The organism is Nocardia salmonicida NBRC 13393, assembly GCF_001613085.1.
GTDB lineage: Bacteria > Actinomycetota > Actinomycetes > Mycobacteriales > Mycobacteriaceae > Nocardia > Nocardia salmonicida.
In genome coordinates, this window is the sequence record NZ_BDBR01000019.1 from 60,900 (window position 1) to 75,412 (window position 14,513).

General features: G+C 67.0%; 15 protein-coding genes. 11 read left to right on the top strand and 4 right to left on the bottom strand.

Annotation, left to right across the window (positions count from 1 at the left end; all coding sequences use genetic code 11):
* Positions 1–27: 27 nt before the first annotated feature.
* Positions 28–768 (bottom strand): precorrin-6A synthase (deacetylating), encoded by a 741-nt coding sequence (cobF, locus tag NS1_RS21065; RefSeq protein ID WP_062987000.1) that lies wholly within the window; start codon positions 766–768, stop codon positions 28–30.
* A gap of 58 nt (positions 769–826) precedes the next feature.
* Between cobF and NS1_RS21070 the strand changes: the two genes are divergently transcribed.
* The 6 genes from NS1_RS21070 to NS1_RS21095 all read left to right on the top strand — a co-directional run bounded on the left by NS1_RS21070 (position 827) and on the right by NS1_RS21095 (position 5,098).
* Positions 827–1,630 (top strand): thymidylate synthase, encoded by an 804-nt coding sequence (locus NS1_RS21070; RefSeq protein WP_056814079.1) that lies wholly within the window; start codon positions 827–829, stop codon positions 1,628–1,630.
* A 2-nt stretch (positions 1,631–1,632) separates the two neighbouring features.
* Positions 1,633–2,112: a dihydrofolate reductase gene (locus tag NS1_RS21075; protein ID WP_062987001.1), complete on the top strand. Its 480-nt coding sequence runs from the start codon at positions 1,633–1,635 to the stop codon at positions 2,110–2,112.
* A gap of 105 nt (positions 2,113–2,217) precedes the next feature.
* A complete protein-coding gene (locus tag NS1_RS21080) occupies positions 2,218–2,544 on the top strand; it encodes a cupin domain-containing protein (RefSeq protein ID WP_056814086.1) in 327 nt (108 codons plus the stop codon).
* A gap of 77 nt (positions 2,545–2,621) precedes the next feature.
* Complete coding sequence (locus tag NS1_RS21085; RefSeq protein ID WP_062987002.1) at positions 2,622–3,677, top strand: Dyp-type peroxidase; 1,056 nt, start codon at positions 2,622–2,624, stop codon at positions 3,675–3,677.
* Complete coding sequence (locus NS1_RS21090) at positions 3,678–4,475, top strand: family 1 encapsulin nanocompartment shell protein (RefSeq protein ID WP_056814091.1); 798 nt, start codon at positions 3,678–3,680, stop codon at positions 4,473–4,475.
* Between the two features lie 95 nt (positions 4,476–4,570).
* On the top strand, positions 4,571–5,098 hold the full coding sequence (locus NS1_RS21095; protein WP_062987003.1) for a hypothetical protein: 528 nt from the start codon (positions 4,571–4,573) through the stop codon (positions 5,096–5,098).
* Between the two features lie 22 nt (positions 5,099–5,120).
* Here the strand turns inward: NS1_RS21095 and NS1_RS21100 are convergent, their stop codons facing one another.
* Positions 5,121–5,801, bottom strand: coding sequence for a TetR/AcrR family transcriptional regulator (locus NS1_RS21100; protein WP_084503882.1), 681 nt, complete (start codon positions 5,799–5,801; stop codon positions 5,121–5,123).
* Between the two features lie 217 nt (positions 5,802–6,018).
* Here NS1_RS21100 and NS1_RS21105 point away from each other — a divergent pair, with 217 nt between their 5' ends.
* The 4 genes from NS1_RS21105 to NS1_RS21120 all read left to right on the top strand — a co-directional run bounded on the left by NS1_RS21105 (position 6,019) and on the right by NS1_RS21120 (position 11,146).
* The gene (locus NS1_RS21105) at positions 6,019–7,557 is read left to right on the top strand and encodes an amino acid permease (protein WP_062987019.1); all 1,539 of its coding nucleotides are present in this window, start codon (positions 6,019–6,021) and stop codon (positions 7,555–7,557) included.
* A gap of 114 nt (positions 7,558–7,671) precedes the next feature.
* Positions 7,672–8,418, top strand: a complete 747-nt coding sequence (locus NS1_RS21110) for a DUF1989 domain-containing protein (RefSeq protein WP_062987005.1) — start codon at positions 7,672–7,674, stop codon at positions 8,416–8,418.
* Entirely contained in the window at positions 8,415–9,029 is a 615-nt protein-coding gene (locus NS1_RS21115) for an urea amidolyase associated protein UAAP2 (protein WP_062987006.1), read from the top strand. Before NS1_RS21110 ends, NS1_RS21115 begins: the two co-directional genes overlap by 4 nt.
* Complete coding sequence (locus NS1_RS21120; RefSeq protein WP_255284624.1) at positions 9,026–11,146, top strand: 5-oxoprolinase/urea amidolyase family protein; 2,121 nt, start codon at positions 9,026–9,028, stop codon at positions 11,144–11,146. The genes NS1_RS21115 and NS1_RS21120 overlap by 4 nt, the downstream gene beginning before the upstream one ends.
* Positions 11,147–11,161: 15 nt before the next feature.
* Here the strand turns inward: NS1_RS21120 and NS1_RS21125 are convergent, their stop codons facing one another.
* On the bottom strand, positions 11,162–12,157 hold the full coding sequence (locus NS1_RS21125; RefSeq protein ID WP_255284625.1) for an NAD(P)-dependent alcohol dehydrogenase: 996 nt from the start codon (positions 12,155–12,157) through the stop codon (positions 11,162–11,164).
* A 96-nt stretch (positions 12,158–12,253) separates the two neighbouring features.
* Between NS1_RS21125 and NS1_RS21130 the strand changes: the two genes are divergently transcribed.
* Positions 12,254–12,895 (top strand): TetR/AcrR family transcriptional regulator C-terminal domain-containing protein, encoded by a 642-nt coding sequence (locus NS1_RS21130; RefSeq protein ID WP_084503883.1) that lies wholly within the window; start codon positions 12,254–12,256, stop codon positions 12,893–12,895.
* Between the two features lie 555 nt (positions 12,896–13,450).
* Here the strand turns inward: NS1_RS21130 and NS1_RS21135 are convergent.
* Complete coding sequence (locus tag NS1_RS21135; protein ID WP_084503884.1) at positions 13,451–14,485, bottom strand: ATP-grasp domain-containing protein; 1,035 nt, start codon at positions 14,483–14,485, stop codon at positions 13,451–13,453.
* Positions 14,486–14,513 lie beyond the last annotated feature (28 nt).

Genomic DNA, 14,513 nt, shown 5'->3' on the forward strand with positions numbered 1-14,513 from the left:
ATCTCTCGCGGATCGGCGCGGGATCCGTCAGCCGGCGCGGAGCAGATAAACGTCCATGATCCAGCCTTTTTCCGCGCGCAGTTCGGTGCGGCGGGCCACGATATCGCGTTCGACCTCGCGCAGATTTCCCTCGATCAGCGTTTCGTCGGGCATGCCGAGGTAGGCACCCCACCAGATCTGGATATCGTCGCCGCGAACCTCGGTGAACGAGCATTCGCCGTCGAGCATCACCACGGTCGATCCGGGACCGAGCCCTTCTTCGCGCAGTCGGCGCCCGGTCGTGACATGGACGGGTTCGCCGATCCGGTGCAGCACCATGCGGTGGCGGGCGGCGAGCGCGGCGATGCTGGTGACGCCCGGGATCACCTCGTAGTCGAAGTCGGCGCGCCCCCGCGCGAGCACGTGCTCGACCATCCGCAGGGTGCTGTCGTAGAGCGCCGGATCGCCCCACACGAGGATCGCGCCGATGCCGTCCACCTGGTCGAACGCGGCTTCGAGGAGTTCGGAGCGCCGTTCGTGCCAGTCCACGACGACGCCTGCGTAGTCCGCGGGGGTGCGCTCGCGCGGCGGGTCGGCGATCTCGATGATCCGATGCGGCGTGTCCACGTGCTCGGCCAAGATCGTGGTGCGTACGTCGACGAGTTCCTGTTTCTCGGCGCCCTTGCCGATCACGAAGAAGGCCTCGGCCTTCCGCATGGCCTTGACCGCCTGCACCGTCACCTGGTCGGGGTCTCCCGCACCGATGCCGATCACGTAGAGCTTGCGCATAGCCGAAGAGCTTGCCAGGTGCCGATCCGCCGAGCCCACCCCCGTAGAATCGCAAGACGTGGCCACCCCTGATACGCAGTACGAGGATCTGCTCCGGCTCGTTCTGGAGCAAGGCACGCCCAAGGCCGATCGCACCGGTACCGGAACCCGCAGCATCTTCGGTCACCAACTGCGCTACGACCTGGCCGAGTCCTTCCCGCTGATCACCACCAAGCGGGTCCACATGAAGTCCATCGCCTACGAACTGCTGTGGTTCCTACGCGGCGATTCCAATGTTTCCTGGCTGCGCGAACACGGCGTCACCATCTGGGACGAATGGGCCGACGCCAAGGGTGAACTCGGTCCCGTCTACGGCGTGCAGTGGCGCTCGTGGCCGACCCCGGACGGCACCCACATCGACCAGATCGCCCAGGTACTGCACACCCTGCGCACCGACCCCGATTCGCGCCGGATGATCGTCTCGGCCTGGAACGTGGCCGACCTGGACAAGATGGCCCTCGCCCCCTGCCACGCGTTCTTCCAGTTCTACGTCGCCGACGGCAAACTGTCCTGCCAGCTGTACCAGCGCAGCGCCGACCTGTTCCTCGGCGTGCCGTTCAATATCGCCAGCTACGCCCTGCTCACCCTGATGGTCGCCCAGCAGACCGAGCTCGAGCCGGGCGAGTTCATCTGGACCGGCGGCGACGTGCACATCTACGACAACCACGTCGACCAGGTTCGCGAGCAGCTCACCCGTGAGCCCTACCCGTTCCCGACGCTGCACCTGCGCCCGGCGACGAGCCTGTTCGATTACGCCTACGAAGACATCGAGGTGTCCGACTACAAACATCACCCCGGCATCAAGGCGCCGGTGGCGGTGTGAAGATGATCGGCCTGATCTGGGCGCAGGCGAACAACGGTGTGATCGGCGTCGACAACACGATTCCGTGGCGCGTGCCCGAGGACATGGCCAATTTCCGCGATACCACGATGGGTCACCCGGTGATCATGGGTAGACGGACGTGGGATTCGCTCCCGGCGAGTTTTCGTCCGCTGTCGGGCCGCCGGAATATCGTAGTCACCCGCCAGACTGATTGGGCTACAGAAGGCGCCGAACGCGCTGCCTCGGTGCCCGACGCGCTGACCATGACCGACGAGACCGACACCTGGGTGGCCGGTGGCGGCGAGATCTACCGCGCTGCGCTGCCGCTCGCGACGACGCTGCTGGTCACCGAGGTCGACACCACCGTGGCGGGCGATGCCTTCGCCCCGGTCATCGGCCCGGAATGGCATGCGGACGACACGCCGTGGCTGACCTCGAAATCCGGTCTGCGCTACCGCATTCGCCGCTACACCCGCGACTGACAACACCCAGCTAACGGTCACGGCAAAACGCCCGAACGCGTGGGCGCTGTCGGGCATACTCCTTCGAAGACCAGCCCGCGAGAAGCCTGCGAAAGGCCCGATCCAATGGACAAGAAATCGCTGACCGCGGTGGCCCGTCAACAGCTCAAGCTGGCGGCCACCTCGACGAGCGGCCGGAGTTCGCAAACCCTCATCGGCGGCCATACCCATGTGCTGCGCCAGACGGTCGTCGCGCTGGCCGAGGGCCAGAGCCTGGCCGAACACGACAACGCGGGTGACGCCACCATCCAGGTGCTCTCCGGCACGCTGGTGCTGATCGCGGGCACCGACGAGTGGAAGGGTTCGGCGGGCGATCTCCTCGTAGTGCCGCGCGCCCGCCACAGCGTCAAAGCCGTCGACGACGTCACATTTTTGCTGACCGTCGCGAAATAGCAGGTCGATCGCCCGAAGTGATCAACACCTCGAGGTGTTGATCAAACCTGTCGGTTCGGAGCCGTACTGTGGACGCCATGGGTGAGCCACAGCCGATCCTCGATCCACTCACGCCGTCCGCGATTTTCCTTGTCGCCACCATCGACTCCGGTGGCGAATCCGCGGTCCGTGACCTCTTGGCAGACATCTCCGGATTGCGCCGTTCGATCGGATTCCGAGTACCCGGCGAAGGACTGACCTGCGTCACCTCGATCGGCTCCGCGGCCTGGGACCGGCTCTTCGTCGGCCCGAAACCCGCTGAGCTGCACGAGTTTCCCGGCTACGACGGTCCGATCCACAGCGCACCGGCCACCCCGGGCGACCTGTTCTTCCACATCAGGGGCGAGACCCAGGGCCCGTGCTTCGAACTCGCCATGGTGATCGGCGCCCGCCTCCAAGGCGCGGCGACGATCGTCGACGAGACAGTCGGCTTCCGCTATTTCGAACAGCGCGACCTGCTCGGCTTCGTCGACGGCACCGAGAACCCGGAGGGCCGAGGCGCGGTCTCGGCGGCGCTGATCGGCGACGAGGACCCCGAGTTCGCCGGCGGTAGCTACGTGATCGTGCAGAAGTACACCCACCCGCTCGACCAGTGGAACGCGCTGTCGATCGAGGAACAGGAGCGGGTGATCGGGCGGACCAAGCTCGCCGACTACGAACTGCCCGACGACGTGAAACCCGCCGACTCCCATGTCGCGGTGAACACCATCACCGACCCCGACGGCACCGAACGCCAGATCGTGCGCGCCAATATGCCGTTCGGCACCATCGGCACCGGCGAGTTCGGCACCTACTACGTGGGCTACGCCGCCACCCCGAGTGTCACCGAACGCATGCTCGAGCGGATGTTCCTCGGTACTGGCGAGGCGGCCTACGACCGCATCCTCGACTTCTCCTTCGCCGTCACCGGCACACTCTTCTTCACTCCCACCGTGGATTTCCTCGATGACCTGCCCGACGCACCCGACGCGGCAGGCACCGAGATCGAGCCGGCGACCCTGCCGGAAATCGACCCCGTCGAACGCGCGAATGCGACGGCGGAAGCTCGCTCTGACGGCTCCCTCGCAATCGGCACGATGAAAAGGAGTATCTGAATGAACAACCTGCATCGCGAACTGGCGCCGATCACCGGCGAAGCCTGGTCGCAGATCGAGGAGGAGGCCACCCGCACGTTCAAGCGCAATATCGCGGGCCGCCGGGTGGTCGATGTGTCGGGACCGCACGGTTTCGACTTCTCGGCCCGCAACCTCGGCCGGGTCACCGCGATCGACTCGCCGGACGACGGCGTGCAGGCCCGTCAGCGCGTAATCCAACCGGTGATCGAGCTGCGGGTGCCGTTCACCCTGCAGCGCGCCGAACTCGACGACATCGCGCGCGGCGCGGATGACGCCGATTTCGACAATCTCAAGGACGCCGCGCAGAAAATCGCCTTCGCCGAAGACCGGGCGATCTTCGAGAGCTACGCCGCGGCGGCCATCACCGGTATCCGCGAGGCCTCCTCGAACCCCCCCGTCGCCCTCCCGAGCAATGTCGTCGACATTCCCGATGCCGTCTCGCATGCCCTCACCGGCCTGCGTCTGGCCGGCGTGCAGGGCCCGTACTCGGTGGTGCTCAGCGCCGAGCTGTACACCCAGGTCAGCGAGACCTCCGATCACGGTCACCCGATCCGGACCCACATCGAGCGGCTGATCGACGGCGAGATCATCTGGGCGCCGGCGATTTCCGGCGGTTTCGCGCTCACCACCCGAGGCGGCGACTTCGAGCTCGCGCTCGGTCAGGACCTGTCGATCGGCTACCTCAGTCACGACGCCGAGACCGTGCAGCTGTACTTCCAGGAGACCTTCGCCTTCGTCGTCGAGACCTCGGAGGCCGCGGTGTCGCTCGGCTCGTGAACCCGCGGCGGTGCGCACCGCTAGGGTGAGCCACGAATCGTGATTCGCCGATCGGCGCGAGCATCGGGCCCGGCGAGCTGGAGAGGGAGGTCCGCATGTCGGTCGTGCGTGCCGGTGTGGTGTCCACCAGGCGGAGCCTGTTCTATTGCTTGATCGGAGTCCTGGTCACCACGGGCGTCGTCGGGTTGTTCCTGGCGATGTTCGGGGTGAACCGGGTGGTCACCGGATTACTGGTCGGGGCGGTCGGCGGGTTCGCGGTGGGCGTCGCGCTGTTCGTCCGTGACGTGATCGAACTGCACGAGCACGCGATCTACACGCGGACCCCGTTCCGCTCGTCGACGGTGCTGTGGGACCGCGTCGTCGCGGGCCGCTTCACCCTCGACGAGCACGCGCGTTGGGCACTGGCGTTGGACCTCGACGGCGAGTCGGCCGACGAGCTCGTGCTGCTGTCGATCCCGCCGGTGATCCGGCCCGTCACCGGCGCCTACGACATGCGCAAGCGCGAACAGGTGAGCGAGATCAGGGAGATGCTGCGTGCCAAGCGCATCCCGATCACCGTGCTGCCCGAGATCGCGGGTGCGCTCAACCAGCACTGGCAGATCGCCCCACCGACCAGTCGCTGATCCGGCTATCCGGCGGCGGCCATCAAGCAGATGGGCTGCCGCCGAGCTCGTCGAGCCGGGTGAGCAGTGCGTTCGCCGCGGTACGCACCGCACCGATATCACCGCGGTGCCCCACGATCCGCACAACACCGTCCGGGATGACGCGCTCGGCGTCCACGCCCGGGGCTCCCTCGTCATATCTGATCGCGATCACCGTCTCGACCAGCCGAAACGGCAGAATTCGCGCCTCGTCGGTTTCACCGGCAGCCGTCGACGATTCGGCCGCGAGGCGCTCGTAGTGCCCGCGTAGCTCGTCGCGACGACGCCGGAACGCGACGAAACGTTCGGTACGCAACTCGGGCAGCAGATACAGCGCCCCCAGATTCCAGCGCGCCGTGCGCAATTGGCGCACATCGAACAGTGCCAGCGCGTAGAGCTGAGTCACCGCGTCGTCCGGTTCGGTCATCATCCGCTGCGCCAGCTCGACCGGCCCCGCCACGGTTTCCGCCAGCAGCGCGTCGAGGATGTCGTCCTTGGCCGCGAAGTGGTGATACAGCGACGCCTGGCGGATTCCGACCGCGTCGGCCACCGCCCGCGTCGAGGTGTTGGCATACCCCTTGGTCGTGAAGAGCTCCGCCGCCGCGTCGAGGATCTCCGCGCGCGGCGTAGTTCCCTGTCTGCGCCGCTGTTCCAGCCGGGGACGCCCGGGACCGAGATTCGCCACACCGGAGATTCTGTCATCGGGCTACGACCTGCACCGCAGCGGGCAGCTCACCAGCGAGGATGCCGGGCGGTCGAATTTCTGTCATTTGACAGAAACTCAGGCAACACAGAAGTTACCGCGGGCCGCGCAGTCGATACACGCACGACACCGTTCGAGCGATCGGGCGCGCAAAACTATCGACTGATAGATATTGGCCGCACCGCTGAAGGACACCGACATGGCCACGACCCTCGAATCCCCCGCCGCCCCAGCCGAACTCGTCCGCGACAGCGCCGATCTGGCAGCTTTCGGATATCAACCGGTCCTGCACCGCAAACTGGGGCGCTACGCGTCCTTCGCGGCAGGTTTCTCGTTCGTCTCCATCCTCACCACGATCTTCCAGTTCTTCGGCTTCGGCTATTCGTTCGGCGGCGCCGCCTTCTTCTGGACGTGGCCGCTCGTGTTCGCGGGCCAGTTCCTGGTCGCGCTGAACTTCGCCGAGCTCGCCGCCCGGTACCCGATCTCCGGCTGTATCTATCAGTGGTCACGTCGCCTGGCGGGCGGGGTGATCGGCTGGTTCGCCGGTTGGATGATGGTGATCGCCCAGGTCGTCACCGCCGCCGCGGCCGCTATCGCACTCCAGGTGGTCCTGCCCTCGATCTGGAGCGGGTTCCAGTTCATCGGCACCGACACCGCGCTCACCTCCCGCGACGGCGCGATGAACGCCGTCCTGCTCGGCAGCGTGCTGCTCGTCGTCACCACCACGATCAACGTGATCGGCATCGACCTGATGTCGAAGATCAATTCGATCGGCGTCACCGTCGAGATCGTCGGCGTGCTGGCGATCATCGCGCTGTTCTTCGTCAATACCGAGCGCGGCCCCGACGTGGTCTTCCAGACCGACCAGGCCTCCGCCGGCCCGTACTGGGCGGCGTTCCTGGTCTCGGGTCTGATGGCCGCCTATGTGATGGTCGGATTCGATTCCGCCGGTGAGCTTTCCGAGGAGACCAAGAACCCGCGCAAGGTCGCGCCGCGCACCATCCTGCTCGCCCTGGCCGTCTCGGCGCTGGGCGGTGGCCTCATGCTGCTGGGCGCGCTGATGGCGGCCCCGAGTCTGACCGACGGCGAATTGTCCACCGGCGGGCTGGCTTACGTCATCACCTCGAAGCTGAACAGCCCCGCGGGCTCGGTGCTGCTCGGCTGCGTCGCGGTCGCGGTGATCGTCTGCACCCTCGCGATCCAGACCGCGGGCTCACGCCTGATGTTCTCGATGGCCCGCGACGGCAAGCTGCCCTTCGCCAAGGCCCTCTCGACCGTGCACCCCCGCTTCGGCACCCCCGTCTGGCCCGCCGTCGCGATCGGCGCTCTCGGTATCGGCCTGCTGGTACTGAACCTGGGCAACCCCGCGATCTTCGCCACCCTGGCCAGCGTCTGCATCGTCAGCCTGTACCTGGCCTACCTGCTGGTCACCGTGCCGCTGCTGCTCCGCCGCATTCAGGGCTTGCCCGCCCCCGACGACAAAACCCTGTTCCACCTCGGCCGCTGGGGCATCCCGATCAACGCGCTCGCCGTCGTCTGGGGCATCGCCATGGTCATCAATCTGGCCTGGCCCCGCCCCGAGGTCTACACCCCCGCGGGCGGCAGCTGGTGGCAGCTCTGGGCAGGCCCACTGTCGGTGGCCGTAATCCTCACTGTCGGCGCGGTCGTCTACCGCTTCGTGGTCGCGACCCCGAAGGACGCCGAGCCCGAGGCCGAAATAGCTCCCGCGACAGCGTGATCCGGTTTCGCGGCGGGTGCGGCGAGTACGCATCCGCCGCGCGAAACCACCCTGCTCGCACCACGAGCTCGCCCATCGTCCCCGTTCGTCAACCCACTCGCCGAGGAGTAACCGATGACGAGTACCCAATCCACCGACGGCGCCCGCGCCCACGCGCGCGCCCAGGCTGCGGCAGCAACCCCCGCGCGTCCTGAGACACCGCCCGGCGTCGATCCCACCACGGTCGTTGTCGCACAACGTATCCCCTCGGGCGGCTACGCGAACGTCGTCCTCGGCCGCGGCACCCGAGTGCGCCTCACCGACCCCGCAGGCACCACCTGCGCCCACCTGTTCCTGCTGCGCGCCGAATCGCCGTGGGAACGGCTGAATGTCGCCGACACCGTGAAGGTCCCCTGGCAGGCGTACCTGAGCGCGGGCCATCCACTGCTTTCCGACCAGGGCAGAGTCCTGGCGACCGTGCTCACCGACACCTCCGGCCACCACGACACCCTGTGCGGCCCCACCGCCGACGGCCGCCACCAGCTCCATCTCGCCGCCGCCAAACAGGGCCTCGAACCCCGCGACATCGGCCCCTCCATCGCGCTGTTCCGCGGCGCTCGCGTAGCACCCGACGGCGCGATCGAGTCGACCGGCAACGGCGAGGCGGGCGCCACCATCGACCTGATCGTCCATCTACCGGTGACTCTCCTGGTGGCCAACGCCCCCCACCCCCTCGACGACCGCCCCACCGGCGACCTCGACCTCCTCGCCTGGTCCGCGCCCGCCGACCGCGCCACCAACGACGACCCCGAATACCGACGGGCCGTGGAGAACACCGAAGCCGCCTGGACGGCCGCACTGAACACGGAGGTTCCGGCATGACCATCACCCGCACCGTCGTCCTCGACGAAACCGTTCCAGCCCGGGCCCCGTGGTCGGCCATCGTCCGCGCGGGCGACCACCTCGACATCATCGACCTGCACGGCAACCAGGCCGTCGACTGCCTGCTCTATTCCGCCGCCGACCGCACCGACCGCTACAGCGCCCAGGCCACCGTCGCCGCCCAGCGCAATATCTTCCTCACCACCGGCAGCGTCCTGCGCACCGAAGGCGGCACGCCCCTGATGACGGTGGTCGCCGACGAGGTCGGCAACCACGACACCATCGCGGGCGCCTGCTCCCAGGAATCCAACACCCTGCGCTACGGCCACCACACCCGCCACCAGCACGCCTGCGTGGAGAACTTCCTCACCGCCGCCCTCGAATGGGGCCTGGGCAAACGCGACCTCGTCTCCAATATCAACTGGTTCATGAACGTCCCCGTCGAATCCGACGGCACCCTCGGCATCGTCGACGGACTCTCCGCCCCGGGTAAGAAGCTCACCCTCCGCGCCGAGATCGACACCCTGGTCCTGGTCTCCAACTGCCCTCAGATCAACAACCCCTGCAACGGTTTCGACCCGACCCCAGTCCGCATGGTGGTGACCCGATGAGCCTCACCGACACCCGCGTCGACGACGCCCCTTCCGCCGCCTTCGCTACGACTTCGGGAGGGTCGGCTATCACGTCCACGGCCGTCGTCGCCACGGTCGCGCCTTCCCCCTCGCAGCGGCACATCGATGTAGTGCGGCCCGGGATGCAGACCACCATCCAGGACTGGCCGGGTCGAATCGGATACTGGCACATCGGCGTTCCACCATCGGGCCCGATGGACGACCTGTCGTTCCGCCTCGGCAACCGAGTGCTCGGCAACCCCGAAGGCGCGGCCGGGCTGGAGTGCACGCTGGGCGGGTCCGCATTGCGGTTCTCGGCCCCCACGTGGGTGTGTGTCACCGGCGCGGTCGCCGATGTCCGGGTGGACGGCATCCCGGTCGAGCAGTGGCGCACTGTCGAGGTGCCGGCGGGCGGCGTGCTCGATGTCGGCGCTATCCGTGGCCCCGGCATGCGGACCTACATCCTGATCTCGGGCGGCATCGAGGTCGACGAATTCCTCGGCAGCGCGGCGACATTCACCCTCGGCAAGTTCGGCGGCGGAACCGGGGCGGCCCTGCGCGCCGACGAATCGCTCACGCTGGGTATACCGTCGACCCGCCTCGCCCCCGCCGTCCCGATGGCCGACCAGCCCGCCTTCGCCCACCGCTGGGAACTCGCCGTCACCGAAGGTCCACACGGCGCACCGGAGTTCTTCACCCGCAACGACTTCGACACCATCGTCGGTACCGATTACGAAGTCCATTTCAACTCCGATCGCACCGGTGTCCGCCTCATCGGCCCGAAGCCCGAGTGGGCCCGCACCGACGGCGGCGAAGCGGGCCTGCACCCGTCGAACATCCACGACAACGCGTACACCATCGGCGCCCTCGACTTCACCGGCGACACCCCGATCCTGCTCGGCCCCGACGGCCCCAGCCTCGGCGGATTCGTCTGCCCGGTCACCGTAGTCGCCGCCGATCGCTGGAAACTCGGCCAGCTCACGCCGGGCGACAAGGTTCGCTTCGTCCCTATTCGCTCCGAACACGCCGCTCCCGCAAGAGAACTCGGCGCCCGCCGACGCGCCGCATTCGGCACCGTTCTCTCAGCAGGCCGCGACGGCGACGACGGCATCCTGCGCCGTACCGAAGTCGACGACGAAACCGGTGTGACCTACCGACGACAGGGCGATGACGGCGTACTCGTCGAATACGGCACGCTCACTTTGGATCTCGGCCTGCGCGCCCGAGTCCACGCCCTGCACCAGCACCTCATCGCGATCGGGCTGCGCGGCGTCATCGAGCTCACCCCGGGAATCCGTTCCCTCCAGATCAGGGTCGATCCGGCCGTCCTGCCGATTCCCCGCCTGCTCGACCTCCTCGCCGAAGCCGAAGCGCAACTACCGAATTCCGACCAACTGGTGGTCCCGAGCCGCACGGTCCATCTCCCGCTGTCCTGGGACGACCCCGCCACCAGGGAGGCGATCACCCGCTACATGCACGGTGTCCGCGCCGACGCCCCGTGGTGCCCGTGGAACATCGAATTCATCCGCCGCATGAACGGCCTCCCCTCCGTCGACGACGTCTACAAGACCGTTTTCGACGCCGAGTACCTGGTCCTCGGCCTCGGCGATGTCTACCTGGGCGCCCCCGTAGCCACCCCCACCGATCCTCGCCACCGCCTCGTCACCACCAAATACAACCCTGCCCGCACCTGGACGCCTGAGAACGCGGTCGGCATCGGCGGCGCCTACCTGTGCATCTACGGCATGGAAGGCCCCGGCGGCTACCAATTCGTCGGCCGCACCACCCAGGTCTGGAACCACCGAGCCCGCCCCACCGGCACCGCCGGACCCGGCGTGGATCGCTTCGCCACCGATGCCGAAACACCCTGGCTCCTGCGCTATTTCGATCGCATTCGCTGGCACCCGGTAGAGGCGGAGGAATTGCTCGACCTGCGCGCGGATTTCGCCGCGGGCAAGGTGGACATCACCACCGAGGACGGCGACTTCCGCCTCGCCGATTACCGCAAGTTCCTGGCAGACAACGACGATTCCATCTCCGACTTCCGCGCGCTCCAAGCCGATGCTTTCGCCGAGGAGCGTCAATCCTGGCGCACCGCAGGAGAACTCACCGACTGACGTCAGCCTGGGCGCTCATGCGACGAGAACGGTCTTTCCCGAGGCATGTCCCTGCTCGAAGGCCGCGATGGCCAGTGCTGTGTCGGACAACGGGAACTGTCGCTCGATCACGGGTCGCAAGCTTCCGTCGACAGCCAACCCGGCCAGGTATTCCAGGTCGGCGGCAACGGGTCGCATGAGCAGAGCCTTCAGGGTCTGCCGCGCGAACAGGTCGGTGAGCGCCACCTGACTCAGCCATCGGATCGGGCCGAACCAGTTGTTGCCCGGCGCGGCGGCAGAGGAGATGAAGACGCCGTCAGCGGCCAGCGCTCGGCGGATCTCCCGTAGTTTGCGATTGCCCGCGAGGTCGAAGATCACGTCGTAGGGCACTTCCGTACGAGTGAAATCGTCAGCGGTATAGTCGATTACGACGTCCGCGCCGATGTCGCGCACCATCTCGATATGCCGGGTGCTGCACACCGCCGTCACGTGCGCGCCGAGCACTTTCGCGATCTGCACCGCGAAACTCCCGACCCCACCGGACGCGCCATTGATCAGCACCCGGCGCCCCGGTCCGACCTTGCCGATATCGCGCAGACCCTGCAATGCCGTCATGCCCGAATCAGGCATCGCCGCCGCCTTTTCCATGCTCAACGCATCGGGAACAACGGCGAACACACCCGCGTCGGCACAGACGTACTCCGCGAACGCGCCGCTGGGGACCTCGCCGAAGACGCGATCGCCAACCCGAAGATCACTCACCGAGCCGCCGACGGCGACCACCTCGCCCGCCAGGTTCTGCCCGATCATCCGATGCTTCGGCCTGCGCAATCCGAACCCGAGACGCAGCAGATACGGCGTCCCGTTGAGCAGATGCAGGTCGCCACTGCACAGCGACGCCGCCCGCACCCGGACCACCACATCCCGATCCCCTGGCGTCGGCCGCGGCACGACCTCGGCCCGCAACACCTCACCCCCGCCGTACCGGGGTGCGATCCAGGCGGTCATCGAAGTCGTATCCACATCGGTCATGAGAACTGTCCCTCGCCTCGCACTTACAGCGTAAGTTTCTATTGCGAGACGCTACACTTACGCCGTAAGTAGGTCAAGAAGACAGTCAGGAGCCCCATGCCGCCGCGCACCCCACTCACCAGGGAACGAGTCCTGCGTGCCGCCATCGAGCTCGCCGACCAGCAGGGCCTGGCCGCCCTGTCGATGCGCAACCTCGCCAAGGCTGTCGGTGTGGAAGCCATGTCGCTGTACAACCACGTCGCCAACAAGGACGACCTCTACGACGGCATCATCGACCTGGTGGTCGCGGAGATCTACGTCCCCAGGGCGGGCGGCGACTGGCGGGCGGAACTCCGCCACCGCGCCACCTCCGCCCACGAGGTCCTGCTGAACCACCGCTGGGCCACCGGCCTGCTCGGCTCCCGCATCAACGTCGGCCCGGCCATGCTCGGCTACATCGACGCCACCCTCGGCTGCCTGATCACCGCGGGCTTCACCTACGAACAGGCCGATCGCGCCTGGAATGCCATGGACAGCCACATCTACGGCTTCACCGTCCAGGCCGTCAATTTCCCCCTCGACCCCTCCGAATACGCCTCGGCCGCAGCACAATTTCTCCCGCTCATCCCCACGGAAACCCATCCCCACATGCACGCGCTGGCCGCTCTCGTCATCACCGGAGCACATTCCGGCGCGGCTGATTTCACCTTCGGCCTCGATCTACTTCTCGAGGGGTTCGCCGGACTCCTCCCCCGCTGACAACGGCGGGACAGAGCCTTCCGATTCTGTCCCGCCGGGAAACCAATGGATCAACGCTGGATGCGATCAGAAGCAGATTTCCACGCTGCCCACCGGGAAGCAGATCCCCACCGATCCAACTTCTGAGGCCTGCGGCCCAGGCGCGGCAGCAGAGGCCACCGGAGCGGCGACAGCGCCAAGAGCCAGAACGACGGCGGCCGTGGCGGCTACCTTGCTCATCTTCACGGACATCAGGGGAATCCTTCCCTCGGGTGAACTCGGTTAGTTCCTAGCTACGCGCCCCCTCAGTGTTCGCCGCCAACAGGGTTAATTCCAGACAAGAAAGCGTCACGCCGTGCGCAGCGGTGTCGCGGAACTGTCACTTTCGCCGTTCGACGGTCATCCCCGAAAAGCCCGCATGCTGTGAAGTCGACGATTTTCCCGACGTGACGGCGGGAAACCGGGTGTTACCACTTAGTGACCTCCGCACCGCCGAATTCACCGTTCCGGAACGTGGCCAGAGGTTTATCAGCTGCCGAACCCGAGAATCGTGCGCCGCCACGGAACCACCCTCGATCAACCGGGTACCAGGTCCGCACTCCTACGCACCGCACCGGGCAAGTGACCATCCAACTGCGGCACGACCTCCATGACCGCTTCCGCCACGGCGAGACAGGCGCCCAGTCGCGGCGGCTTCCGCAATCCCGAATCACCTTGCAGCAGTAGCCGAACCGCGGCCCACGGCAGATTCACGTCGGCGAAGGACGTGTGGAACAGGCCCGCCGAGGGTCGTGGATTCACCTCGAGAAGCACCGGTTCGCCACCGCGATAGCGCAATTGAACATTCGTCAGAAAGGCCAGTTCGAAGTGCCGTACGAGCCGGCGTGCGATATCGACCACGGTGGGATCATCGAGCAGCATACGGAAACGCCCCTGCTTGGCCCGCGGAATTCCCATCAGCAGTTCGCCTCCCGGAGCCGAGAGACAGTCGATGCTGATCTCCGGACCTTCGAGAAACGGCATCACGAGCAGCGGCAGCACGGCCTCCCCGTCCTGCGCCGCCCGCCGCATCGCCTCCGCGATCGCCTCGACCGAGGCCACCGGCCGGGGTGCCACCCGCAGGTTCGCCATGGTCAGCGGGCGGTCGTCCAGGATGCGGAATCCGAACGCCGAATACTCACCGCTCGGCTTGACGCACAGCGTCTCCCCGGTGAGCGACAACTCGTCGACGGCCGCGCAGAACTCGTCGGCGTCACTCACCTCGCGCCACGGCGGCACGGGAATGCCCGCGGCACCGGCGATCTCGTAGGTGAGCACCTTGCTGGTCAGCGCCGTCACCGCCGACAACGGCGAACACATCACACTGGTACCGACCGCCGCGAAGTCCGCCACCCGACCCGCGAGCGCGTCGAGGCGGCGCGGCGGGATGAGCACGTCGATGCGGTGCATCCGACAGAAGTCGAGCGCGAACTGCGCGTACTCCTCGTTGCTCGCGTACCGAGGTTCGACCGCCGACACATCACACACCGAGAGAGCAGCCGCACTCGGATCCACATTGCTGGCATAAATTGTGACATCGACCCCGTCGGGGTTCTCCCGCAGCAACCGCATGACCTGAACGGTCGCCGCCCCCGCACTG